This is a genomic window from Methylophaga sp. UBA678, assembly GCF_002299105.1.
GTDB lineage: Bacteria > Pseudomonadota > Gammaproteobacteria > Nitrosococcales > Methylophagaceae > Methylophaga > Methylophaga marina.
The window spans coordinates 158,450-184,712 of the sequence record NZ_DBNG01000024.1; the positions used below are offsets into that span (position 1 = coordinate 158,450).

A 26,263-nucleotide genomic window follows, 5' to 3' on the forward strand; every position below is an offset into this window, starting at 1 on the left:
AGGGGAATATAAGTGAAATCAAGACTGACTGTGTTGGCAAGTAGTGTAGCGCTTGCGACTTCTATCGGCCTTTATTCATCATCGTCAATTGCTGAAGGTAAGGCTGCCGAGTTAGATACTGTAACGGTTATTGGTGACGATGACGCTGCACGCAAATTACCAGGTTCAGCAGCTGTCGTAAGTCATGAACAATTAAGGACCGAAGCGACAACAGATATTCATCAGGTGTTGAAAACGGTACCGGGCGTTTATATTCAAGAGGAAGATGGGTTTGGGCTTCGTCCTAATATTGGTATTAGGGCGGCATCGCCAGAACGCAGTCAGAATATTACTTTGATGGAAGATGGTGTGCTGATTGCGCCAGCTCCATACTCAAATCCCGCAGCATATTATTTTCCTACCACATCAAGATTGCACTCTATTGAAGTGCTTAAAGGGGCGCCATTACTGCGTTACGGTCCTCAAACCGTGGGCGGTGTTGTCAATTTAGTATCCACTCCGATTCCTGAAACTAATCAAGGCAGTGCGATGTTTATGATGAACGATCGCGGCTCTGCTGATTTGCATCTCAATTATGGCGGTAAAACTGGTCCATGGGGCTACTCTATTGAAACAGCTCAGCGCCATTATCAAGGGTTTAAAGATATTGACCGTAATGATGATAACAGTGGCTTTCAACTTGAAGATTACGTCGCTAAACTCTCATGGGAAGGTGAACGTAATAAGTTCTTATTTAAAATTCAACGTTCGATGGAAAACTCTGATGAAACTTATGCCGGGTTGACTGATGTAGATTTCCATCGTGATGAAAACCGTCGCTATGGGCTGACTCATATCGATGAGATGGATAACCAACACACTGGTATTAACCTGACTCATGTGTTTGACTGGAGCGATAACCTTACCTCTACCGTCACAGCCTATCGTAATGAGTTCAAGCGTAACTGGTTTAAATTTGATGGTCGTAACCCGGAAACCGGTGACAATATTCTTGAAGATGCTAATAATGGCAACACTAACGCACAAGCAATTCTGGATGGGACTCGTGATGTCACTGGCTTACGTTACAAGAATAATGATCGCACCTATGATTCATATGGTGTGCAGGCTAACCTCAACTGGCTGGTAGGTGAGCATGATGTCAACTTTGGTGCCCGCCAGCATTATGATGAGACGGATCGTTTCCAACCAGTAGAAGTGTATGACCAGGTTAATGGTCAGCTTGTCTATCAGGGCACAAATGCAGTTGGCTCCAGTGACAACCGTCTTGAAGAAGCTCAAGCACTCAGTCTCTGGATTACAGATGACTATCAAGTCACAGACCGTCTGTTATTGAACTTGTCATTGCGAATGGAAGATGTTGAGACCAAAGCGCGTCGGTATGCTGGTGGTGCGGCTCGTTCATCAGTGACCGATAGAGTGGATAATGATTATCGTGAATATCTTGCCGGTATCTCTGGTACCTTTGATTTGACCGATAACTGGCAGGTGCTCGCAGGTTTTCACGAAGGAATGATTCCACTTAGTGCTGGTGCAGAAGATGGTACTGAGCCGGGTAAGAGTGACAATTATGAACTTGGTCTGCGCTTCAACCATGGCGTATTCTATGGTGAAGCCATTGCTTTCTATTCAGATTTCAGCAACCTGGTGGAGCAATGTTCAGTCGCCGCACCATGTAGTAATGATGCTGAATCAGGTTCTTTCAGTGTTGGTGGTGCCGAAGTTAAAGGTCTTGAATTTCAAGCCGGGACTTTATTCACTGCGGGTGACTTCTTGATTCCTGTTGATCTGGCTTATACCTATACCGACGCCGAAACCACCTCCGGTGATGAATTTGCCAGTGGTCAGCAATTACAAAATATTCCTGAGAATATTCTCAGTTTGCGGGTCGGTATAGAACATAATAGTGGCTGGAATAACTATGCCGTCCTGAAGTATATCGATGAGACCTGTGTATCGATTGGTTGTAACAAATCTGACAGCCGCCTAGATAAAAATGATGCATTGACTACAGTGGATCTGATTAGTCGTTATCAGTTTTCCAGGGGACCTGAAGTGTTTGTAAAAGTGGAAAACTTGTTTGATAGACAGGAAATCATTTCACGTAGCCCGTTTGGTGCTCGTCCGAATATCGAAAGAACGGTTTGGGCAGGATTAATAGTAGACTTCTAGTCTTTCACTTAAACCAAATAAAAAGGCAGTTTCGACTGCCTTTTTCATGTCTGCTATCAGCGAAACTACAAATTTAAGTTCAATGCTGGCAAACTAAAAAATATTCTCAATTAAAGACTTCTCTCATGCACGGTAAAAGAAATATTGTCAGTGTCATCGTAATGACTATTTTGGCTATCATAATTTTGCTGAAAGTAATGAGTGGCTCACTTATCAATCATGCTGCACAACTCAAGCTCGACGAAATATACATTAATGAAGACTGGCTAATGTCTCGTTACGGTATGGGGAAAATACAACCTGATGTCTCATTTCTCATTGATAACAAGATGTTTTCTCAGTTTGGTCATCAACTTTTTATTGATGCCAAACCATTAACGCATTTACAACGTCCTCTATTAGGTGGCATCAGCATGGAAGATATCATTGTTTTGACCACTGATGACGCATTGATTCTTCTGACTCGTGAAGGGGAGTTCATCGAAAAAATGGGCGCTGAAGCAGGCATTCCTGCCCCCATTCAAAATATCGGTCTTTATCATGGTGAGCCTGTTTTACAAACACGCCAAGCAATGTGGCGTAGTAACTTTATGCTGGATAAGTGGGAACCGATTTCATTACAAGGCGTCTCATGGAGTATGCCGCATCCTTTACCACAATCCGTGCATGATGCACTCAAACAATTTTTCTATGGTAAAGGCATCAGTGTTCAGCAACTTCTAATTGATATACATAACGGTCGTATCCTTGGCGATCTGGGTATTTGGTTAATAGATTTACTGGGACTCATGATTGTTTTCTTATCTCTGACAGGTTTATGGATGTGGGGTAGACGACAGGGGTAGTTTCTTGTCATGATGCCTTTAACAAAGGAGCCCAACATACGATGAGACAGGCAGATTTTCCCTATTTGCCAAAAGACTTTATTGAGACTGCTGAAGGTCTTATTTTTGCTGTGGTCAGCTATCACCCTCATCAACAAAAGATTGGCTGCTTTCTGCGGTATGTTCAGAATGGAGGTCAATGGCAAAAGATTGATACTGAACAAGCTAACCGTCTTTTGGATCGTCATTACCCACAGTACTTATTCAAATCCAAGCAGTTTGATGCAGAGTTTCATGCCGTCAAACCCGCTGATGTCACGGTTCATCATCAACCAGAACGCTGTTTAAAAACGCTTCTTGAACGTCCAGCTCACGATGAAATAGAAGAAAAATGTCACCGCCTGATCGAGATATTGTCGGGGTATGGAGTTGATACTAGCGCCATAGGACTGACTGGATCAATGTTGATTGGCCAGCAAAAGAAAGGCTCAGATATTGATTTGGTCGTTTATGGGCGTGATGCTTTTTATAAAACTCGTCTCGCAGTAAAGCAAGCCATTGCAGAGCAGCAATTGTCCTCACTAGATATTTCATTGATGAAAGATAATTTTCAGCGCCGGGGGGGATCGCTTAATTTCGATGAGTTTGCTTGGCATGAGGCACGTAAATATAACAAGGCAGCCATTGATGGAACCAAGTTTGATATTGGTATGGTCAGTTTGCCTGAAGAAGTTGTGGTCGATCACCATCACTACATGAAACAGGGTATTTCTACCCTCAAAGCGGTGGTGATTGATGATAAGCAAGCATTTGATTTTCCAGCTCGTTACCTTATAGATAATGAAATGACACCAGAGGTTATTTCGTTTACTCACACGTATGTTGGTCAAGCACAAAAAGGTGAAACGATTGAGGTTGCAGGAGCTGTAGAGTGTGATTCGGCATCAGGACAACGACGTTTAGTTGTCGGTTCAACCCGTGAAGCAGTTGGTGAATATATAAAGGTGTGCAAAGAATTATGAGTGAAGTAGATAATCCCGCAATAGCAGATATCGGTGTCGTTGGACTGGCCGTAATGGGTCAGAACCTTGTCCTGAACATGAATGATAAAGGATTCAAAGTCGCCGTATTCAATCGTACCACCAGCAAAGTGGACGAGTTTCTCAACGGGCCAGCCAAAGGTACTAATGTTCTTGGCTGTCATGATTTGAAAAGCTTTGTCAGTAGCTTGAAGCCACCGCGTCGGGTGATGCTTATGGTGAAAGCTGGCCCCGTTATTGATGCTTTTATTGAGCAATTGGTGCCTTACCTTGAAAAGGGAGACATCATCATTGATGGTGGTAACTCGCTATTTAATGACAGTGATAGAAGAACGCAGGAGCTACGTCAGAAAGGGATTCTATTTATAGGCAGTGGTGTATCAGGAGGAGAGGAAGGAGCAAGGCATGGACCTTCTTTGATGCCGGGAGGAAATAATGCGGCATGGCCCGCCGTTAAGCCTATTTTCCAGAAAATATCAGCACAGGTGGATGGTGAACCCTGCTGTGATTGGGTAGGAAATGATGGGGCTGGTCACTATGTGAAAATGGTACATAACGGAATTGAGTACGGCGATATGCAACTCATCTGTGAAGCTTACCAGATGATGCGTGAAGGTCTCGGTATGAGTGGAGAGGAAATTCATCGCGTCTTTGCCGAATGGGATGAGGGCGTTCTGGACTCTTATTTGATCGAGATTACACGTGATATTTTGGCTAAGCGTGATGAGAATGATGAGTTACTTCTCGATCATATTCTCGACACGGCCGGACAAAAAGGCACGGGAAAATGGACAGGGATGAATGCGCTGGATCTGGGGATTCCTCTGACATTAATCGGTGAAGCTGTGTTTGCGCGTTGTTTGTCCTCTCTAAAAGACGAGCGTGTGACGGCGTCAAAAGTTTTACCTGCCATCACAGCACGTTTCGACGGTGACAAGGCGGAGATGGTTAACGCTATCCGTGATGCTTTATATGCATCAAAAATAATCTCTTATGCTCAAGGGTATATGCTGATGCGTGAAGCGGCTAAAACGTATGGTTGGCAGCTCAATTATGGTGGCATAGCGCTAATGTGGCGAGGTGGTTGCATTATTCGTAGCCAGTTTCTTGGCAAAATTCGTGATGCGTTTGATATTAACCCTGATCTACAGAATTTATTACTGGATGATTTCTTTATTGACGCTATCACCCATGCCCTGCCTGGATGGCGTAAAGCTGTGGCTACAGCGGTCAGCATAGGTGTTCCTGTCCCTACATTTAGCAGCGCCCTGTCATTTTATGATGGGTATCGTAGTGAACGCTTACCTGCCAATTTACTACAGGCACAGCGAGATTATTTTGGTGCTCATACATATGAACGAGTGGATAAGCCACGTGGCGAATTTTTCCATACTAACTGGACAGGACATGGTGGCGATGTTTCAGCATCTAACTATGATGTATAAGCAACGACAGCCATAAATAAAAAAAGCGGTCAAATGACCGCTTTTTTTATAGGCCCTGATTGAGTTTGCTATGTCTTGTTAAGGTCAATAATTGATTAGGCTCACCCACAATAAATATATTGCCATCATTATCAACGGTCACTCCTTCAGGTTGTTTCATAATGGGCCATAGATTAAAGATCCCTTTTTTTAGACTCTGCTTTGAGAGTGTATTGCCACTTAAGTTAATTAGATTCAACTCATGCGAAGCTTCACTGAGTACTAATAGGTAAGGTGATTGTTCTATATAAAATAAACTGATACCAGCGAAGTCCTTTACCAGCTCAGGTAAAGTTTGATTTAACTTCTCTACATCCACTTGGGTAATATCTCTGTCTGTTTCATCAGTCATATGATTCAGAATCATAGGGGGCTCTTCCTGTAAGATAAAAAATCCATAATGGGGGGACCAGGCTAATCCCTCCATAGCATGGTTATCTAATCTTGCCCAATTCATATGTAAGTGTTTACTGTCTGAGTAATTTACTCTTTCTGTTTTTTCATCAATAGTGAAGAAAACCAGCTTTTGTCTTCTCTCCTCGGTGACTACAAATTGGTTCTGACCAAGGTAGGCGACACTCTCTGTATCGATAAAACCATCCAGATCAATTCGACGGACAATATCGCCTTGTTTTGTGAGTTCGATGAGTTGTTCAGGGTTATTGAGAACAGCAAATAAATGATCTGTTTCTGGTTGGTAGCTTAAACCAGACAGATTATCTTCGATACCAGCAATAGTGATCGGTTTACCAACTGAATAATGGGCGTTGAGATCCCAAGGATTAGTCTCTTTGATTTGAGCTTCGGTGTTTGTGTAACTCAGCAATAATATGAGACTGAAACAGGCTAATGTTAACGTTAACCAGTGACCGGAAATGCGTTTCAGCTGTTGCATGTTTACCTCATTTATTGATGACAATAAGTTGAGCTTAGTCATGCAATCTTAATCAAAGCTGAAAATGGGTAGGCTTATATGTAAAACATGAATGGGTAGAGCAGGGTAGTCAAAAAAAAGCGGAACTGTTGCCAGTTCCGCCAAACAAGCTGTTCATCGCGTTATTTATGATCAGCTTTCAACTTTATCCTGTATTAATTGTTTACAGTAATGAATGATGATGATCGATGCTCCTATTAATAAAATAGAAGAAGCGATTCCCAGAATCCGCCATGTATCAATATTTTTCATATCAAGAATCAGATAACGGGCTAAAGCAACAATCGCTATATACAACGGTATCTTGATAGGAAGTTCACCCGACTCGTAATAAACCGCTACCATCGTCAGAACCTCTAGGTATATGAACATAAGTAGCAGATCAGTGAGTGATACATAGCTGTTGGTAATCATGATGTTGACTTCGATACCAATGGCTACCATGGTGGCAATCGCAACAAGAATCAAACCAACATCTTGTGCAAACAGCAGTGATCGACTTACAGAATTCTTTATTCGGTGTTGCATCGTTTTTTCTCCATTAAAAAAACACACCACACAAGAATGACTGTTTTTTAAACATGCTTTTGTAAGTTGTTTAAGAAGCAGAGATCCAAATTTGTGTGGATGGTCATACTAACAGCCATGAAAAAAAAATGTTTTGTTTTTGTGTCCAAAAAATGGCAATAAGCAGGACTACGAGACAAGTTCTCAAGACATTTTGAGATAGAAAGAAGGTAAGATTCACGCATCATAAAGTCGTTATGATGCGTGATGATAGCCGTTTAACGGCGACGACGGCCAGTTGGAACTAAGAGTAACAGTGTGCCCAAACCAATACTGATGGCACCGAGCCATTCAGGTACATGGTAAATTTCTTTTTCATCAACTTGCAGCTCAATGATACCGAGATCCGCTTCATGGGTTTTCTTGGTAAATGGAATGTCATCGATCACTAAGCCCGCTGTACCTGCAGCAATAAATAAAATACCGAGTAATTTAAGCAGCATTATTTATTCCTGTTTATTTGTTATGGCCTGGCGCATTTTCACTATTGCCCGGCTCATTGGGATCATGGCCTGGTGGCATTGTTTTATGTGGGTGGTAGTGATGACAGGCACTCAGCAATAAGAATGCGCACAGACTTAGCAACTTTAAAACATGAATAAACATAGGTTTCTCCACAATAAACATATGCGCATACTATCATTGGTGCTCATCAAAGGCTTGTGAAAAGGAACTTGATGGCGGATCAATGGCTCACGGCATCGATATATTGATGTGAGACTGTTTCAGGTGACTGATGATATCGATCGGATTCTATTAAGTATCGGGTTGCGCAGCCAGTCAGGGAAAAAAATAAACCAGTAAAAATGATGCAGTTGAGTGTTTTTGAAAAACGAATAAACATATCAGTCAATCCAATCAATCATTGATGATTAGATGCTATATCAATTTAATTGGATTGACTGATTATTTTTAATAATCAAAGCATAAAGTTGAGAAAAAGGCGTTCTAACTCAACTAATCTTTTTGTTTTAGTTCTGTTGATACTTGAATATATTGGTCAAAATTCTGAATATAATCATCCATATTCATTTCTAACATTTGTCGATATTCTTTTACAAAAAATTCGATAGTTTCATCTCTTGCATCAGCCATATCCTGACTTTTAGTCCAGCCTGATGCGCTGAACCAGGCGGTGTATCGGGCCAGAGAATACATAAATGAAGCACTAACTTCGCCGGCCGCTACTCCTTTTTCCATCTGTTCATTAGCCAGTGCGATAAATGCATCCGCACGGTTAAAAAAGGCATTATCTCTCTCACTCATAAGGTTTCGCTTTTATTTTTTATGGTTTGGCGGTATCACCAAGACTAGAAAACTAAGCATAAGCAATGAGTGAAAACTTGGCTAAGGAATCATCCCTGTATATTGATATGAAAGAAGCTTTTTATTGTGCTTCTTTCATCAGATAGGCCGGTAACATGGCTAGAAAACTCATCAAAGCAAAAATCAATAGAACGGTTTGTTCACCATACCAATGCGAAATGAAGCTAAATAATCCCCCTAGCAATAAAAACAGTCCAATGATGGTATTTGAGAGAGCCGTGTATATAGCCCGTTTATCCTGATCCGCGATATCGACTAAGTGAATTGAGCGTCCCATTCGAACACCTTCATAAGCGATCATCAGCGCGAATAATAAAAAGGGCAATATCCAGTTTGTCTCTAGTAGATGATAGTTGGCCGCAATCACCGTGAAAACAAGAGCAGTACCCGCACTAAAGCCTGAAAAGAACAAGACTTTCCGGCTGGAAATATCGGCGAGACGACCCCAGACATAACCGCTGATCAAACTGGCTAATGATGAGGCAAACAATAAGCTGCCTAAACCACCGATAGAGTTATCCATTTGCTTTGCATTCAATGCCAGCATGAACGGTGGTGCAAGTGCCGTCGCTATCAGTAATGCACGAGTCAGGATAAATAGTCCCAACTCACGATCAGTGTATAAATATGAAAGGTTCTTTCTGGCAACGATAAAAAGATTCTTACCCCCTTCTGTCGCGCCTTTTCGTTCTTCTAATGTTGAAAATAATGCACAGGCGAGAATCCAGAAGCCTGCAGCAAAGAACAGCCCTATGGTTACCAGCGTTAATTTATCAACGACTTCAAGAGAAATAAGCAGCGCATAGGTAATCACTAACCCGGCTGATAAAGAGGATGCTGCGCCAGTCGCTGTGCCTCGCTTGGCCTTACTGACTGTTTTGCCCAGAACATCTTTATAGGATACAGAACACAAGCTTCTTGAAAGTGCCAGCACGCCTAATAGTGAAACTATAACAATACCGAGCAGCGTACCGTCTAGCGTCATCACCGCTATGCCCATGCCTGCCGCACTCAGACCTTGAATCAAACTCCCCAATACCCAAACATATTTACGTAGAGCCAGAGAACGTACGGTATCAGCAATAAATAATTGTGGTAGAAGCGATCCGGCTTCTCGAATGGGCACGAGTAAACCGATGAAATAAGCAGGTGTCCCTAGTGTAGTAAGAATCCAGCTTAAGATGAGTTTAGGATTTACAAAGGCATCAGCCGACTTTGTTAGTGATAAAGAGAGAACATGCGTTGAAAAGTTTCGTGGTTGTTCGTCACAGGCTTCTTCCGGTATGTCTTTACAAGCTCTGCCATCATCTTCTGCAGTTAGGGTATTCCACGCTAGTTCAGCCGCGCTTTCAGTGAAATCATTTTCTTGCTTTGGCACAATGCAAAATACCCTTAATGTTCAGCTATATCCTAATCTTCATCCACATCGTCTGTATCAATTTGCCCAGAGATACGGCGACGGATGTGCGACCATGACATACCGACGGCTAACACCGCTGAGATAAGGAATAGGGCGATGTAGCTGAGAATAGAGAAATCATCAATGCCCAGTAAGCCAAGATCAACCAGCCACCAGATAATAATTGCAAAGAACGCCAGTGCGAGTAATAAGCCAAATCCACCTAGCGAACGAAACGTCGCTCTCAGATAAATCGTCCAGCCGATCATTAATAACACCGTTGTCATCGCAAATGGTGGTGTTTTAAACGTTCCCTGGCCAAAAAACGCATCCTGAGCCCAGTGATAATAGCTATAACCACTCGGGTTGTAACTGACAAAGACCAGAAGTAAAGCAAACAAAAAACGTACAAAAAAACTCTGGGAGTTGAAGCGTTGGGCCATGTGGTGTCCTTCTTATTTATCGTATGCAGACTGGGAATACATCATAGCGTTTGTTTTATGTTTAGCAATGCTCTCCACTAGATAGTAGACAAGTGAAACATTAATTAGCGAATCTCAAAATCAGTGAATGTTTGGTCTGGTGATTGCTCACTGATGTCAAGTGAAGTGACTTCAGCAAATCGTGGGCCTTGATTAGCCCACTTGAGCATGCATTCCAGTTGCTCGGTTTCACCTTGAATGAGTAGTTCAACTCGACCATCAGTCAGGTTTCTGACCCAGCCCGTTACGCCGAGTTGATGAGCTTGTTGCTGGGCCGAGTAGCGGTAACTGACGCCTTGAACCCGACCACTGATGAAACAATGTTTTTGTTTTATTCCCATTCAATCGTGGCGGGTGGTTTGCCTGAGATATCATAAACAACCCGAGAAATACCGGCTGTTTCATTAATGATACGACGTGAAACCAGATCCAGAAAATCATAAGGCAGATTGGCCCAGCGGGCTGTCATGAAATCAATCGTTTCTACAGCGCGTAGTGATACGACATAGTCGTAACGGCGACCATCACCCATCACACCGACTGATTTCACAGGAAGGAATACAGCAAATGCCTGACTGGTCTTATCGTACAGGTCGTGTTTACGCAACTCTTCGATAAAGATGTTATCGGCTTTACGTAGTAAGTCAGCAAATTCTTTTTTCACTTCGCCAAGAATGCGCACACCTAAGCCAGGGCCTGGGAACGGATGACGATAAACCATATCAGATGGCAGACCGAGTTCTACACCTAACTTGCGCACTTCATCCTTGAATAATTCACGTAGAGGCTCAACCAGTTGCAGTTTCATATGCTCTGGCAAGCCACCGACATTATGGTGAGTCTTAATAACGTGAGCTTTACCGGTTTTGGCTGCTGCAGACTCAATGACATCTGGATAGATAGTGCCTTGAGCCAGCCATTTCACATTTTTTAATTTGGCGGATTCTTCATCAAAGACTTCAACAAAGACACGGCCGATGATTTTACGTTTTTTCTCAGGATCGGCTTCACCCGCTAACTCATTCAGGAAACGATCTTCGGCATCGACACGAATCACTCGAATACCCATGTGTTTAGCAAACATCGCCATAACCTGATCACCTTCGTTTTCACGAAGCAGACCATTATCAACGAAGACACAGGTTAACTGGTCACCAATGGCTTTATGCAGAAGAGCAGCCACAACAGATGAGTCGACGCCACCTGATAATCCAAGCAATACTTCGTCATCACCGACCTGTTCACGGATAGCTTTGATGCTGTCTTCGATGATATTGGCTGAAGTCCACAAACACTCGCAGCCACAGATATCTACAAGAAAACGCTCAATCATGCGCTGGCCTTGTGTGGTATGCGTGACTTCGGGATGGAATTGAACACCATAAAAGTGGCGCTCTTCATCGGCCATGCCAGCAATAGGGGCGCTGTCGGTGCTGGCGATAATTTTAAAACCTTCAGGCAATTCAGCGACGCGATCACCATGGCTCATCCATACATCGAGCATACCCCAGCCTTCAGCGGTAGTATGATCTTCAATATCGCGAAGTAATTCAGAATGACCTCGAGCACGAATCTGTGCATAACCGAATTCACGGTGATTGGATGATTCTACCGCCCCACCAAGTTGGGCAGCCATGGTTTGCATGCCATAACAAATGCCTAAGACGGGTAAACCCATCTCAAATACCGCTTGTGGTGCGCTAGGTGCCGCTTCTCCAATCGTTGAGTCTGGTCCACCCGATAAAATAATACCTTTGGGATTAAACTCACGGATTTCGGCTTCAGTTATTTCAGGATTGCGCAGTTCGCAATATACGCCGGCTTCACGAATACGTCGTGCGATAAGCTGTGTGTACTGAGAGCCAAAATCAAGAATAAGGATGCGGTGGTCGTGGATATTGCTGCTCATTGAGGTATCTTCAACTCTGTTAAATAACAACTGCCCCAGAGAGGGGCAGTTGTGAAAGGATTAGTTAACGCGGTAGTTCGGCGCTTCTTTGATGATGGTGACATCATGTACATGACTCTCACTCATCCCGGCAGAAGTGACTTTTACGAATTGCGGTTTGGTGCGCATATCTTCAATAGTCGCTGAGCCGGTGTAACCCATACTGGCACGGATACCACCAATAAGCTGATGAATCACGGCGCTCAAGCTGCCTTTGAACGGTACACGGCCTTCAATACCTTCTGGAACAAGTTTGTCAGCTTCGCTGGACTCTTGGAAGTAACGGTCACTTGAACCTTGTTTTTGCTGCATGGCACCCATTGAACCCATACCACGGTATGATTTGTACGAACGGCCTTGATAAAGTTCGACTTCACCCGGCGCTTCTTCCGTACCGGCAAACATGCCGCCAATCATGATGGTGTGTGCACCAGCAACTAAAGCTTTAGCAATATCACCAGAGAAGCGAATACCACCGTCAGCAATAACGGGAATACCCGTACCTTCTAAGGCTTTTGCGACGTTACTGATGGCGCTGATTTGAGGAACACCGACACCGGCAACAATACGTGTAGTACAAATTGAGCCAGGACCAATACCTACTTTAACCGCGTCTGCTCCCGCTTCAACTAAGGCTAGAGCGGCTTCAGCTGTGGCGATGTTTCCGCCGATGACTTGTACTTGTGGGAAGTTTTGTTTGACCCACTTAACTTGATCTAAAACACCCTGAGAATGACCATGTGCTGTATCCACAACAATGACATCCACGCCAGCAGCAGCTAAGGCTTCAACACGGGTGTTACTTTCAGCACCGATACCCACTGCAGCACCCACACGTAAGCGTTCTTGATCGTCTTTAGAAGCCAGTGGGTTATCTGTTTGTTTTTGAATATCCTTTACGGTAATCATGCCTGTAAGATGAAAGTTGTCGTCGATGACGAGCACTTTTTCAATGCGGTTACTGTGTAAAAGTGCCAGGACTTCGTCACGTGATGCGTCTTCTTTGACGGTAACCAGTTTGTCTTTTTTCGTCATAATTTCTGAAACAGGATTGCTGTAATGTGTTTCAAAACGCAGATCACGACTTGTGACGATACCGACCAGATCGTCCCCATCTACCACAGGTACACCAGAGATGTTGTGTGAACGGGTCAGCTCGACCACTTCACCAATGGTGGTATTCGGTGAAACAGTGATGGGGTCACGTACAACACCGCTTTCAAATTTCTTGACCTTACGAACTTCATTGGCTTGTTGTTCGATAGTCATGTTTTTATGCAGAATACCTAAGCCACCTTCCTGAGCCATCGCAATGGCGAGGCGACTTTCGGTGACGGTATCCATCGCTGACGAAAGCAGTGGGATATTGATGGTGATGTCACGTGTTAACTTGGTGGTTAAATCGACATCACGAGGGAGAACGTTTGAGTACGCAGGTAGGAGTAATACGTCATCAAACGTCAGGGCTTCTTGAGCAATTCTCATCGGGCACGTTCCTGAAATTACCTGTAATATGATCCTGCAATTATATCAGGAATATCTAGCGTTATGGCAGTACAATCTACATCTAATCAGAGAAGCGCAGTAGCAAATCGCGCGGTGAAAGATGTGTATCCAGTTTCTCGTTTAGTCAGAGAAGCCCGTGTGTTGCTGGAAGGCTCATTTCCATTACTCTGGGTGGAAGGCGAGATTTCTAACTTGGCCATGCCTGCCTCAGGGCATATTTATTTCACGTTAAAAGACGAAGCCGCGCAAGTTCGCTGTGCGATGTTTCGTAATCGCAATAATCAATTACGTTTCACGCCTGAAAATGGCATGCAGGTTTTATTGCGTGTTCGTGTCAGTTTGTATGAGGGGCGTGGTGAGTTTCAGCTTATTGTTGAGCATATGGAAGAGGCGGGAAGTGGTGCATTACAGCGAGCATACGAAGCCTTAAAACACCGGCTTGGTCAAGAAGGTTTATTTGACCAGGCGCACAAAAAAACACTACCGATATTACCTAAAGCTGTAGGCATTATCTCATCGCCAGATGGCGCAGCTGTGCATGATATTGTGAGTGTGTTGAAACGTCGTTTTCCTGCCGTGGATGTGATCTTATATCCCGTAGCCGTACAAGGTGAAAGTTCAGCGGGGCAATTAATTGCTGCAGTGAAACTGGCTGATCAAAGACGCGACTGCGAAGTCATCATCATTGGTCGTGGTGGAGGCTCTTTGGAGGATTTGTGGAGCTTCAATGATGAGCAATTAGCACGCACTCTGTTTGCCTGCGAACTTCCCATTATCTCAGCCGTCGGGCATGAGATTGATTTCACGATTTGTGATTTTGTCGCTGATGTCAGAGCTCCGACACCATCTGCCGCAGCTGAGTTAGCAGTGCCGGATGCCCAGCAGTATTTGCTCAATTTTCAACGCTATCAGCAGCAAATGACACACATTATTCGTCAGCGTCTCACTTCTGAAAAGCGACATTTGCAACATTTACATCGCGCCCTTCCTCGGCCTGAATTGATTTTACGACAACAAACACAATGGCTTACTCAACAAAAAAGACTATTGGATTCAGCCTGGCATCGACAAATACTGAATTGCCAGCAAAAACTTGATTATTTATCGGTCAGGTTAAAACATCCGAAAGCACAGATCGAAAAGCAACGCGCGATGTTAGAGGGCTTGTCTCATCGTTTGCAAACTGCGTTCAGAACTCAGCAAAAAAGCATGCATCAGCAATTTTTGTCATTACAGTTCAGGTTACAGAGACAGGTGCCACTGTCTCGATTACATGAACAACAAAACCTGGTACATACATTGAATAAACAGCACCACCGTTTAATGCGTCAGCATCTCGATAAAGCAAGACAATTTCTGGCACAACAGGTGCGGACGCTTGCAGCGGTAAGTCCCTTGAATACACTGGATAGGGGCTACAGCATTACCAGTAGGGCGGATTCAGGTGAAGTAATCACCTCGGCATCAGCCGTTGCTCCAGGTGATAAGGTCTTAGTACGGTTGCATCAAGGGCAGCTAAGTTGTGAGGTGAAAAACGTTGATGAAATTTAATGGCTGGATATTGTCTTTTCTCTTGTTAATTTGTTCAGATGTCTTGGCAAAGCTTCCAGAGCAATCAGCTGTTCCCGGTGGGGTCGTCATTTTGCCTGTTGGTAGTATCGAAGAAACGAAACCTGATGTACGTTTTGAAGACAAACCTGTCATGGTGGTGAAAGCAGATGGTCTTTGGCAGGCAGTTGTTGGAGTTCCATTATCAGCAAAAGCGGGAACGTTGCGTATCGTTGTAAAACGTGGTGAAGAAAAAAGTACGCAGTTATTTTCGATTAAAGATAAACAGTACCCGACACAGTACATTACGGTAAAAGATAAGCGGAAAGTGAATCCCAACTCGTTGGATATGAAACGAATTAATCAGGAATCAAGCCGTATTCAACAAGCATTAACCGCATGGACTGACACTGATAGTGAAACAGTGAATTTTATCTGGCCTGTGAAAGGACGCGTAAGTGGTTTATTTGGTCGCCGCCGTGTTTTTAATGGTGAGCCAAGAAAGCCGCATAGCGGCATGGATATCGCTGCTAAAACTGGCACGCCTATTCAGGCACCAGCGTCAGGTATTGTCAGAGGGACAGGCAATTACTTTTTTAATGGCAATACGGTCTTTATTGATCATGGTCAAGGTCTGATCACTATGTTTTGTCATTTAAACCGTATAGACGTAAAGGATGGTCAGACAGTCAATCAGGGGGATATTATTGGTACTGTGGGGGCCACAGGCCGGGTGACTGGGCCACACTTACATTTGGGTGTGAGTCTTAATGACGAACGAGTAGAGCCACGCTTATTTTTCCCACCTGAGTCAGAGTTAAAATAACTCAGAGGTAAGGTTTCAGTAATTGTGTTAACTGGCCGAAATCAATCGGTTTAGTTACATAAGCAGTAAATATGCCTGCCGCGGCGTCCTTATTTTCCTGCATTGCCGCTGCGGTTAAAGCTATCACCGGTATGGTCTTCATCTCATCTGAGGCTTTGATCGTTTTGGTCGCTTCTATTCCTGACATGCCGGGAAGGTTGATATCCATAAGTATTAAATCTGGACGTCGTTCCTCAATAAATGCCAGCCCCTCTTCTGCGGTGGCACAACTATGAAAGCTAACATTCGAATAGCGTGAAAAAAACACTTCAATTAAACGAATATTTGCCGGATTATCTTCAATATAAAGTACATGACGTGATGAGGTTTCAATCTGCGTGTCTGTTCGACGGGTTGGGGTTGACTTATCACTCATTTCTGAAGATGGGCGCTGAGCTGAATGCCATGCCGTTTGTTGTGTGGATAGTGGCAGTTCAATCCAGAAGCTGCTGCCTTGACCCTCAGTGCTGGCGAAATCGATTTTACCGCCCATTGCTTCAATCAGGCGTTTACTAATACTCAGCCCTACGCCACTGCCTTCGATATTGGCATACTCTTGTCCCAGTCGCTCAAAAGCAGTAAATACATGGGCTTGTTTATCAGCTGAAATACCATGTCCTGTATCGGTTATGGTCATTTTTAGACAACCGCTTTGCGGCAGCAGGCGTGTTGTAACGATAACTTGACCACCGGCTTTGTTGTATTTGATGGCATTACTGACCAGATTAATAAATACCTGTTTTAGTTTGGTCAGATCAGCAATCACGACCGTATCATTTTGTTCAGGGACAGTAACCTTGACATCATATTTTTTTGCCATGGTTTCCAGCATTGGCAGGCACGCATCAAATATACTTTTGATGGAAATATGTTCAGTTGATAACTGGATATTACCCGATTCAATTTTAGATAATTCCAGCACATCATTAATTAAGTTAAGTAAGTGCTCGCCACTCTCAATGATTTGTTTGATTTGATGTCGTTGTTGTTCTGAAGGACTGGGATCATTATCTGATAGCAAGAGTTGAGAAAAGCCCAGGATGCCATTTAAAGGTGTGCGAAGTTCGTGGCTCATGGCAGATAGAAACTCAGACTTCGCTTTATTGGCTCGTTCCGCTTCGAGCTTGGCTTGAATCAAGGCCTTTTGTTCTGCCTTTTGTTTAGAAATATCGCGTGCAATACCAGTAAAAAAGTGTTTGTCATCCCATTTAAAATGACTGATGGTCAGCTCGATTGGAAACAGATTCCCACTTTTATGTAAAGCTTCTAGTTGAACAGGTTTGCCGATAATGTGACTATCTTCTGTTGATAGGAAGCGAGCCATACCTAGTTTATGCATATCACGATAACTGGCTGGCATTAATTCAGTAATGTTTTGGCCTATTATCTCTTCTGGGGCATAACCATAGAGTTGTGCTGAAGCTTTATTAAAGCTGACTATAACGCCATAGGCATCAATCGTGATGACGCTATCGATCGTGGTGTCTAGTAACGTCTTTAGTCTGAGGCTTTCTTGTTTGGCCTTGGCTTCCAGCGCTGAGCGATTGGCCAACTCTTTTTTTATCGACTCTGTTTTTTCCTGGATTTCCTTGGTCAATATTCGGTTATGGTGACGTTTTACCAGGTAAAAAAAGATAATAGTCAGACTCAATCCGCTTAATATAAGTACTAACCACTTGAACAGGACGATCTCACTATCAGATGCTGTATAAATGAACTCATCCAGATCTCGGGACTGATCATTGATACCTAACTTATTATAAGTCTCAGCAATTTGTCTCCAACGGCTGAGGGTGACATGACCAAATTCTACGGTAGGGTAGAGACTGAGTTTTAATAATTGTTCCGCTTCATAATTGACGTGTGCAGGTGTTTTGCGTTGCGTATTATATTTTTCTAATACGAGATCAATAATTTCGTCGGTATGTTCTGCCGTGTATGTCCATCCTTGATAGGTTGCTTTTCGAAAAGCATCCACCAACTCTGGATTATTTTGAATATAGCTTTGCGTTGTAAAGAGAATGTCACTATAAAAATTGATGCCGTAGTCCCTGGGGGAAATTACTCTGTAAGGCTCATTTTGCTCTTGCATGTAGAAGGGTTCATTCGAAATATAGGCTGTGACGCCATCAATGCGACCACTGATCAAATCATTGAGATAGTGTTTGCTGGGGGGAACAAAATTAATCTTTGACGTATCAACATGCTGTTGAAGAAAAATGGCCGTTAAATCATCAGCCTCAGATTGCCGGTTGATTGTCCTACCTACAAAATCTGCTGCAGAATAAATGCCGGAGTCAGCTTTGACCAACCACACATATGGACTGCTTTGAAAGGTAGCGCCTAATGCTACAAAGGGACGACCTTTCATATATTCCATGACTATCCCGGTGCCGGATATGCCAAAATCTACATTTCCATTCTCAACTTCATCATAGGGATGGTTGAAACCGGTCAGAATCTCAACATCTAATCCTGCCTGGCGATAAAACCCTTTTTCTTTGGCGGCATAGATGCCCGCAAACTGAAACTGATGTTGCCAGTGTAGTTTTATGGTGACATGCTTAAGATCGGTATTTTTTGAATTTTCTTCGGCATGCGCTGTGCTGCTGAAGAAAAATACAAAAAATATGAAAAACCATCTTACATTCATAGACATAGCCAAATCAGAACAGTGTCTATGTTAACTGAACAGATGACTCTGCCGCCAGTAATGTCACATCCTGAAGTCACGGCCCAGATAGACGCTTAATACATTTTTATCTTTCAGAATATCTTCAGGGGTTCCACGCGCAATCACTTCGCCTTCGTTAAAGATATAAGCACGTTGGCATACCTTCAGGGTTTCTCTGACATTATGATCCGTGATCAATACACCAATACCACGTTGGGCCAGCTCTTGAATAATGCCCTGAATGTCGAGAACAGAGATGGGATCAACACCTGCAAAAGGTTCATCTAACAGAATAAACTGAGGATCCATTGCCAGAGCGCGTGCAATCTCCACGCGCCTTCTTTCTCCACCTGATAATGCCATACCTTTCGAATGACGGATGTGTTCAATGTGGAAATCTTTTAGCAGTTGTTCCAGTAATTGTTGTTTGGAAAGATCGTTCAGTTCTGTCCGTGTTTCGATGATGCCGTAAAGATTATCTTCTACACTGAGTTTGCGAAATACTGAGGCTTCTTGTGGCAAATATCCAATCCCCAGTTTGGCACGATCATGGATTGGGTAATGAGTCAGTTCCTGCTGGTCAAGATAAATATAACCATGATCAACCGGTACCAAACCCACAATCATGTAAAAACTGGTGGTTTTGCCTGCACCATTTGGCCCTAATAGACCAACGATTTCTCCACTGTTTACGTCCAGTGAAATATCTTTAACGACTTGCCTATCACCATATTGCTTAGCAAGCTGATGCGCTGAAAGAATACTCATTACTCGTCGATCGCTTGTAAATAATAGTCGTTAACCCAGCCAATAACTGTCTCGCCGTTAAGCATTCCTCGGATTTGTGCCCAGCCTTGTTGGCGAGTAAGCACAAGCACACGAAGATTTTGATCAAGCGTGCCTAGACGCTGATAACCGGTTCCTGGTCCAGTTCGTACATTTAAACGACTTGTGGTGATGACTTCTGGATACTCTTTTGCAGGTAATGGTGCTTCTGCAGCAGGTTTTGGTGTGGTTGGTGTCGCTGTTTCAGTTTGAGCGGCGGGTTTGGGCTCATTAACTGCCGCTTTTGGCGCGTCAGCTTTCTTAGGTTTGGCTTGACTTGGTTTGTCTTTTTTCTGCTGCGTCATGGGCTGAATAATCATATGAATACGACCCGAGTCGTGCGTTTCACCGCCCACATTGACTGGTGCAGAATTGGCAGTGACTACATTTCTGGCTATGTCATATTCAATACGATTACCAATAAACTCATCACCATTTTGCCAGACATGGCCTTCACCTATCAGATAGATCTTTTGCTTGTCGGCATAATATTCCATGCGAATAGCTTTCGCTTTAACGGGGGGCTCTCCGGGTTTGTGAACTTGTTTGTATGTAGCTAATTTACCGACAGAAACAGCTTTGGTGAGCTGTTTATTTTCATCGTAGTGGAAAGTGATGATATCACCTGTGATTTTTAATGTGCCCTGCGTGAGAATCGCATCCCCTTTGTATTGGGTGACGCCTTCCTGATCGTCCATCTGTGCATGGTCAGCTTCAATATTAATCGGTTTTTCACGGTCACTCGGCAAGGCCCAACTGATTGCTGGCAACATCAAACATACCGTTAATAATTTAGTTAGCAGGTGCATCGTATTGTCCTTTCACCCTGGAATGCAGGTTAATGGTTTCATCATTCATATCTGCATGTAGGCCAACTGAGTCAGTATCTCCGTTCGGAGTTTTAATCGTGACAGCATGGTCGGTATATGCAGTGTTATATTGTGTATCAAGCGTGAGCTCATCAGTCAGCATTTTAAATGCCGGGTTATTTTCATTAGTGATAATAACATTTCCTGTTAGGAGGATAGTTGTGTTATCGCCTTGAGTGTGGCCGTGATCTGAAGTGATGACCCAGGAATCTCTACCTGGCTTGAGGAATTCTGCAATAGGATCAATGATTTCTGTGCTGTCATCAGCCGGGTAGTGGGCCATTTCTTTACCTTTGATGACCCTTGCTGGTGTGCCATTGATATCCATGATTGTCATTGTGAAGTCTGTCATTGCGTAATCACTGCTACGATGAATCTGATTATTTTCAGGTTCAACTGGTTTGCTATCATCAGACAAGAGCAGCCAGATGCTTAAGATAGCTATCAGAGGCAGTAATATACGTAGATATCGAGGGAGATTAAAAATGGCGTTCAATTTGGTCTTGCAGGTTTCCCTGTCCTTCCATAATTAGCTCACACACTTCACGTGCAGCGCCATGACCGCCATTTGACGTGGTGATGAAGTGAGCATGCTTTTTGACAATAGGATCCGCGTCTTGCACGGCTATGGCTAATCCAACACGGCTCATGATGGATAAGTCTACCCAGTCATCACCGACATAGGCGCATTCTTCTGGTGATAATTTGAGTTCTTTTATTAATTGTTGAAAGACGGGTAGCTTGACTCGCTGACCCTGATAGACATATTTGATACCTAAACTCTGCATGCGATGTTCGACCGTGCGCGAGGTCCGGCCAGTGATAATGGCGATTTCAACTCCGGTAAATTGCAATAACTTCATACCGTGACCATCGCGTGAGTGAAAAGCCTTGTACTCTTCACCATCATCACCAATGATAATTTGACCATTAGTTAAAACGCCGTCAACATCAAATACGACAAGTTTAATTTTCTTTGCTTTTTCTAAAATATCCTGCATGACTCTCTCTTAGACCACTCCGGCACGAAGCAGATCGTGCATGTTGATGGCACCACATAGCTGTTGATGTTCATTTTCTATCAGTAAGGCATTTATTTTGTAGCGTTGCATTAATTCTAATGCTTCAGCCGCCAGCATGTCAGCACGCCCCGTTTTACATTCACGTGTCATAAAGGCTGACAGTTTTTCAGTATGAATGTTAATTTCTTGTGATAACACTCTGCGTAAGTCACCATCAGTAAATACGCCTAAAATGTGATACTGATCATCGACCACTGCAGTCATGCCCAAGCCTTTGTTAGACATTTCTATCAATGCCTGGCTAATCAGGGCCTCTTCATCAATGGTCGGAATGGCATCGCCGGTATGCATAATGTCAGAGACTCGAAGTAACAGACGGCGACCTAACAGCCCCCCTGGATGTGAGCGAGCAAAGTCTTCTGCAGTAAAACCGCGTGTTTCGAGTAAGGCGACGGCCAGCGCGTCACCCATGACTAATGCTGCTGTAGTACTTGAGGTGGGGGCGAGACCAAGTGGACAGGCTTCATTAGCGACACTGACATCGATATGTGCAGTTGCACACGTCGCTAATGTCGATTCCGGTCGGCCCGTCATGGCAATAAATGGAATGCCGAGGCGTTTTATCAAAGGTAAGATAGTCAGTATCTCACTGGTCTCGCCTGAGTTGGATAAGGCGAGCACTACATCTTTATCAGTGATCATGCCCAGGTCACCATGGCTGGCTTCTCCGGGATGAACAAAAAAAGCCGGTGTTCCTGTACTTGCTAATGTGGCAGCGAGTTTACTGCCAATATGACCTGATTTTCCCATACCAATGACGACAACGCGTCCCTGACAATGCAGCATAAACTCACAGCCCTGCATAAAGTCATCATTAATACGCTCGTGAAGCGCTTTAACGGCTTCGATTTCTGTGTCAATGACAGCGTGGGCGAGCGCGCTGAGTTTGGCTTTATCAATCACAATTAACTGAGTCCAGGCGTATTTTGATAAACAAGTAATCCGTTGTAGGAAACGTAGACAAATAGCATCAATAAACCAGCAACGCGGCCTATGCGTCCATTCGCACTGTAGCGAGCAAATAAGTATAAGCCTACAGACAAACCAATCATGAATGGAAGATCCCTGTACAGTAACATCGGATCAATGTGCGAAGGTGCAATCAGTCCAGGCATGGCTAACACGGCAAGAATATTAAAAATATTCGATCCAAGAATATTACCGACCGCAATATCGTGTTCATTTTTTAATGCAGATATCACAGAAGCAGCAAGTTCAGGGAGGCTGGTACCTATAGCTACAATCGTCAGTCCTATAATCAAGTCACTCACACCAAGCAGGTGAGCAATGCCCGTTGCACCCCAAACGAGTGATTTCGAGCCAATCAGTAAAGAGAAAAGGCCAATGACAAAATAGAACGTTGCCTGTTTGGCGGTCATTTTGGCGCTGCCGTATTCTGCTTCAAATTCCGCTTCCATGGGGTCTTGCTTATTGCTACCTTTGATTGCTAACCAAGCCATCCCAGCTAAGGTCAGCATAAAGCCACTAAACAGAATAATGCCATCGCCCCGGCTGAGATCATTGTCTAGTAATAACAATAGCGACAACACCATGACAAACAGTAATACCGGAAATTCACGTTTTAACGTATCTGAGTGGACGGTGAGTGGGGCAATGAGCAGGGTAATAGCCAGCACCAGACCGATATTAGTGATATTTGACCCAATAGCATTACCAATCCCCAGTGCTGGCGCACCATCGATTGCTGCTAATGCTGACACCAGCATTTCAGGAGCCGAGGTGCCAAAACCCACAATCGTTAAACCAACGATAAGGGGGGATACACCAAAATTGGTGGCAATATTCGCTGCGCCATCAACAAATCGATCTGCTCCCCAGATTAAAATTCCGAAACCCGCGATAATGGCTGATATAAACAGAATAGTTGTCATTAGCTTCCACGTTGATTAAATGTGAGATATGAAAAAGCCGGGATATACCCGGCTTTTCATTATAAGGATTCGTTTGTGAGTTGTCGTTAGATCATTCTTCAAACAAATCGAATTCATCATCGTTACTTGGCGGATTGCCGTCATGAACGAGATATTCACGATGCTGAAGGTAAGCATCACGTACATAACTGTATTCGTCTGTAGCAGCCTCGTTTAACACTTTTTCAGCACGTAATAAGTTAGCACGAGTATCCACTAATCTGACTCCACGGAAAGCATTACGAGCACCGGGTCCCTCAACATAAGTAACGGGGTCGGTGTAATAGTCACCCACTAAACCAAATGAGTCACGCACTGTTCTGGGACCAAAGAAAGGTAGAACAATATAGGCACCAGGCTCTACGCCCCAGGCTCCAAGTGTCTGACCGAAGTCTTCGTTATTTTTGTGGTTCCCACTCAGACTGGCAACATCAAAAATACCGGCAACACCCACGGTAGTGTTGAGAACAAACCGACCTGTATCGTTGGCTGCTTGTTTAAATTTGAACTGAAGAAGATCATTGATAATGACGGTGATGTCGTTCAAGTTGCTGAAGAAATTACTTACACCTTGACTGAGGGGGGCTGGCATCACTGTGTCATAGCCCTTTGCAACGGGTTTGAGGATAGCTTTATCGACCGTGTCGTTAAATTTGTACATTGCACGGTTGTATCCTTCAAGCGGATCCTTAGGATTATTGCTGGTAGCACAGCCAGTTAACAGCAATACTGCCGCCAAAAAACCGAGTTTGAAAACTGAGCGCAGGGTAGACATCGAATTATGATCCTTTTAATTTTATTCTTATCGACCCGAGAAATAATCGCACGCCGAGTTATGGCAATGCAAGTCATCTGTTGCGTTTATGACATGGGAATGTGAACTAAGTGGCAAAAAAACAACATGGTGATTATTCACAGACACCAAAAAGATTGATTGGTAATGTCTGTGTCTTTTAACTTTTTATTATGTCGGTTGTTAAACATAAAGTCCGAGAAGACTTTGGTGCAGGCTAACCAACTATGATTTTTTGCGTATTCAATACACTTGTCTCCAGACAAGTTAAGTGCTTTTTCTGCTGCTATCGTGAGGTCTTCATCAAGATAGCCTGTAATGCCTTCTTGAACGATATCAGCAGGGCCGGTAACAGGATAGGCAGCAATAGGAACGCCGCAGGCCATCGCTTCTAATAAAACTAGACCAAAGGTATCTGTTTTACTTGGAAACACAAACACATCCGCTGCGGCGAGATAAGAGGCAAGCTCCTTGCCGAATTTGGCTCCGGTAAAAATGACATCAGGATACTTTTGGCGAAGATGTTCAAGATCGGGCCCATCACCGACAACGACTTTATTACCCTTGATATCTAATTGAAGGAAGGCTTCAATATTTTTCTCAACGGCGACCCGCCCCATGTTCATAAATACGGGGCCAGTTAATCCCAGCTGTTGAGGGTTTTCAGGAGTGAAAATTTCTGTCTCTACACCACGCCCCCAAACCTCAATGTTCTGGAAACCATGTGAAAGCAAGCGCTGTTTTTGTGAGGCTGTAGGGACCAAAGTGTGTACGGCTTTACCATGGAAGCGTTTAAGCCAGGCATAACTCCAGCTCAAAGGAATAGGCAGCCTGAGTCTGATATATTCAGGGAACTGGGTATGGTAAGACGTTGTGAACTGAATACCGTTTCTAAGACACCATCGTCTTGCTGCCATACCCAGCGGGCCCTCAGTGGCGATATGGATGGCGTTGGCTTGATAGCTATCGAGTAACTTTTTGACTTTCCTGCCAGGTAATAAAGAGAGAGGAATACTCGGATAGGTGGGACAGGGGATAGTCTTAAATTGTTGTGGCGTAATCAGATGGACATCATGCCCCAACTCGATTAAATATCGACGAGTCTGTTTCAGGGTACGTACAACCCCGTTGACCTGAGGTTCCCAGGCATCGGTGATGATGACAATCTTCATTAGGCTGCCTGAGCAATAGCGTGAGGCTGCTCGATAATATCGGCCCAGTATAAAATTTCCATTTTACCGTTAGGGTGTTCAACAAGTGCGGTGCAGCTTTCTACCCAGTCACCGCAGTTGAAGTAATCGACATTGTTGATGCGGGTGATTTCAGCGCGGTGAATATGACCACAGACGACACCATCGACCCCTTGTTTCGCCGCTTCATGTGCTACGGCCTCTTCAAAATTACTGATGTATTGCACCGCATTTTTTACTTTGTGTTTTAAGAATGCCGCCAGAGACCAGTATGAAAAACCCATCTTACGACGAACATAATTAACAAGTCGGTTTGCTCTGAGTAAGTAGTCATAGAGCCGCCCACCAATTTTGGCAAGTAGTGGGGAAATTTTGACGACACTATCAAATTGATCCCCATGTAAGATTAATAACTTTTTACCTTCAGCGGTGGTATGGACTATCTCGTTCTGAATTTCGATATTGCCAAAAACGGCTCCGTCGAAGTCACGGAGTAACTCATCATGATTGCCTGGTACATAAATAACCTTGGTATCGTGTTTAGCTTTACCAAGTAGGGTTCGGATAACATTATTATGTGCCTGAGGCCAAAACATGCGTTTTTTCATTTCCCACACGTCAACAATGTCACCGACAAGATATAAATAATCGCATTCAACCTTATGCAAAAAATCGAGTAAAAAGTCAGCACTGCAGCCTCGAAACCCCAGGTGGATATCAGAAATCCAGACGCTGCGAACTTTTAACTTCTCTTTGTGACTCACTTGTGTTTGCATAATGTGTCGTTTCCTTAGTATTTTGAGG

At 43.8% G+C, this 26,263-nt stretch carries 25 protein-coding genes; 6 read left to right on the forward strand and 19 right to left on the reverse strand.

Annotated elements, in window-relative coordinates; all coding sequences use genetic code 11:
- Positions 1–12: 12 nt before the first annotated feature.
- The 4 genes from B3014_RS12580 (at position 13) to gnd (ending at position 5,481) form a co-directional block, all read left to right on the forward strand.
- Positions 13–2,172, forward strand: coding sequence for a TonB-dependent receptor family protein (locus B3014_RS12580; protein WP_289244455.1), 2,160 nt, complete (start codon positions 13–15; stop codon positions 2,170–2,172).
- A 125-nt stretch (positions 2,173–2,297) separates the two neighbouring features.
- Positions 2,298–3,017 carry a PepSY domain-containing protein gene (locus tag B3014_RS12585; RefSeq protein ID WP_289244454.1) on the forward strand — a complete coding sequence of 240 codons (720 nt, stop codon included), beginning with the start codon at positions 2,298–2,300 and terminating at the stop codon, positions 3,015–3,017.
- Positions 3,018–3,058: 41 nt separating this feature from the next.
- Positions 3,059–4,018: a nucleotidyltransferase domain-containing protein gene (locus B3014_RS12590; protein ID WP_289244453.1), complete on the forward strand. Its 960-nt coding sequence runs from the start codon at positions 3,059–3,061 to the stop codon at positions 4,016–4,018.
- On the forward strand, positions 4,015–5,481 hold the full coding sequence (gene gnd, locus B3014_RS12595) for a decarboxylating NADP(+)-dependent phosphogluconate dehydrogenase (RefSeq protein ID WP_289244452.1): 1,467 nt from the start codon (positions 4,015–4,017) through the stop codon (positions 5,479–5,481). Before B3014_RS12590 ends, gnd begins: the two co-directional genes overlap by 4 nt.
- Positions 5,482–5,527: 46 nt before the next feature.
- Here gnd and B3014_RS12600 read toward each other — a convergent pair whose 3' ends face one another.
- The 9 genes from B3014_RS12600 to guaB form a co-directional block, all read right to left on the reverse strand.
- Positions 5,528–6,415, reverse strand: coding sequence for an SdiA-regulated domain-containing protein (locus B3014_RS12600; protein WP_289244451.1), 888 nt, complete (start codon positions 6,413–6,415; stop codon positions 5,528–5,530).
- Positions 6,416–6,586: 171 nt separating this feature from the next.
- Entirely contained in the window at positions 6,587–6,982 is a 396-nt protein-coding gene (locus B3014_RS12605; protein ID WP_286303717.1) for a phosphate-starvation-inducible protein PsiE, read from the reverse strand.
- A 257-nt stretch (positions 6,983–7,239) separates the two neighbouring features.
- Entirely contained in the window at positions 7,240–7,464 is a 225-nt protein-coding gene (locus B3014_RS12610; protein WP_289244450.1) for a hypothetical protein, read from the reverse strand.
- 514 nt (positions 7,465–7,978) lie between these two features.
- Entirely contained in the window at positions 7,979–8,287 is a 309-nt protein-coding gene (locus B3014_RS12615; RefSeq protein WP_289244449.1) for a DUF3144 domain-containing protein, read from the reverse strand.
- A gap of 121 nt (positions 8,288–8,408) precedes the next feature.
- Positions 8,409–9,725 carry an MFS transporter gene (locus B3014_RS12620; RefSeq protein WP_289244448.1) on the reverse strand — a complete coding sequence of 439 codons (1,317 nt, stop codon included), beginning with the start codon at positions 9,723–9,725 and terminating at the stop codon, positions 8,409–8,411.
- Between the two features lie 32 nt (positions 9,726–9,757).
- A complete protein-coding gene (locus B3014_RS12625; RefSeq protein ID WP_286303721.1) occupies positions 9,758–10,189 on the reverse strand; it encodes a DUF6524 family protein in 432 nt (143 codons plus the stop codon).
- A gap of 104 nt (positions 10,190–10,293) precedes the next feature.
- Positions 10,294–10,569, reverse strand: a complete 276-nt coding sequence (locus B3014_RS12630) for an acylphosphatase (protein ID WP_289244447.1) — start codon at positions 10,567–10,569, stop codon at positions 10,294–10,296.
- Positions 10,560–12,137, reverse strand: a complete 1,578-nt coding sequence (guaA, locus tag B3014_RS12635) for a glutamine-hydrolyzing GMP synthase (protein WP_286303723.1) — start codon at positions 12,135–12,137, stop codon at positions 10,560–10,562. The genes B3014_RS12630 and guaA overlap by 10 nt, the downstream gene beginning before the upstream one ends.
- Before the next feature lie 60 nt (positions 12,138–12,197).
- Entirely contained in the window at positions 12,198–13,661 is a 1,464-nt protein-coding gene (gene guaB / locus B3014_RS12640; RefSeq protein WP_289244446.1) for an IMP dehydrogenase, read from the reverse strand.
- A gap of 63 nt (positions 13,662–13,724) precedes the next feature.
- On the opposite strand from guaB, the gene xseA reads away from it, so the two are divergent.
- Positions 13,725–15,233, forward strand: coding sequence for an exodeoxyribonuclease VII large subunit (xseA, locus tag B3014_RS12645; RefSeq protein ID WP_289244445.1), 1,509 nt, complete (start codon positions 13,725–13,727; stop codon positions 15,231–15,233).
- Positions 15,223–16,056, forward strand: coding sequence for a peptidoglycan DD-metalloendopeptidase family protein (locus tag B3014_RS12650; RefSeq protein WP_289244540.1), 834 nt, complete (start codon positions 15,223–15,225; stop codon positions 16,054–16,056). The genes xseA and B3014_RS12650 overlap by 11 nt, the downstream gene beginning before the upstream one ends.
- 1 nt (position 16,057) lies before the next feature.
- Here the strand turns inward: B3014_RS12650 and B3014_RS12655 are convergent, their stop codons facing one another.
- From B3014_RS12655 to B3014_RS12700, 10 genes are all read right to left on the reverse strand, one after another.
- Positions 16,058–18,748 carry an ABC transporter substrate-binding protein gene (locus B3014_RS12655; RefSeq protein ID WP_289286996.1) on the reverse strand — a complete coding sequence of 897 codons (2,691 nt, stop codon included), beginning with the start codon at positions 18,746–18,748 and terminating at the stop codon, positions 16,058–16,060.
- Between the two features lie 63 nt (positions 18,749–18,811).
- On the reverse strand, positions 18,812–19,537 hold the full coding sequence (lptB, locus tag B3014_RS12660; RefSeq protein ID WP_286303729.1) for an LPS export ABC transporter ATP-binding protein: 726 nt from the start codon (positions 19,535–19,537) through the stop codon (positions 18,812–18,814).
- Positions 19,537–20,403, reverse strand: coding sequence for a lipopolysaccharide transport periplasmic protein LptA (lptA, locus tag B3014_RS12665; protein ID WP_289244443.1), 867 nt, complete (start codon positions 20,401–20,403; stop codon positions 19,537–19,539). The genes lptB and lptA overlap by 1 nt, the downstream gene beginning before the upstream one ends.
- Positions 20,387–20,881 (reverse strand): LPS export ABC transporter periplasmic protein LptC, encoded by a 495-nt coding sequence (gene lptC, locus B3014_RS12670; RefSeq protein ID WP_320165600.1) that lies wholly within the window; start codon positions 20,879–20,881, stop codon positions 20,387–20,389. Before lptC ends, lptA begins: the two co-directional genes overlap by 17 nt.
- Positions 20,882–20,942: 61 nt before the next feature.
- Positions 20,943–21,464, reverse strand: coding sequence for a 3-deoxy-manno-octulosonate-8-phosphatase KdsC (gene kdsC / locus B3014_RS12675; RefSeq protein WP_286303732.1), 522 nt, complete (start codon positions 21,462–21,464; stop codon positions 20,943–20,945).
- 9 nt (positions 21,465–21,473) lie between these two features.
- The gene (locus B3014_RS12680; protein ID WP_414673350.1) at positions 21,474–22,448 is read right to left on the reverse strand and encodes a KpsF/GutQ family sugar-phosphate isomerase; all 975 of its coding nucleotides are present in this window, start codon (positions 22,446–22,448) and stop codon (positions 21,474–21,476) included.
- A 2-nt stretch (positions 22,449–22,450) separates the two neighbouring features.
- Entirely contained in the window at positions 22,451–23,437 is a 987-nt protein-coding gene (locus tag B3014_RS12685; protein ID WP_289244442.1) for a calcium/sodium antiporter, read from the reverse strand.
- A gap of 91 nt (positions 23,438–23,528) precedes the next feature.
- Positions 23,529–24,251: an MlaA family lipoprotein gene (locus B3014_RS12690; protein WP_289244441.1), complete on the reverse strand. Its 723-nt coding sequence runs from the start codon at positions 24,249–24,251 to the stop codon at positions 23,529–23,531.
- 137 nt (positions 24,252–24,388) lie between these two features.
- A complete protein-coding gene (locus B3014_RS12695) occupies positions 24,389–25,441 on the reverse strand; it encodes a glycosyltransferase family 4 protein (protein WP_289244440.1) in 1,053 nt (350 codons plus the stop codon).
- Positions 25,441–26,235 carry a UDP-2,3-diacylglucosamine diphosphatase gene (locus B3014_RS12700; protein ID WP_286303736.1) on the reverse strand — a complete coding sequence of 265 codons (795 nt, stop codon included), beginning with the start codon at positions 26,233–26,235 and terminating at the stop codon, positions 25,441–25,443. The genes B3014_RS12695 and B3014_RS12700 overlap by 1 nt, the downstream gene beginning before the upstream one ends.
- Positions 26,236–26,263: the final 28 nt, after the last annotated feature.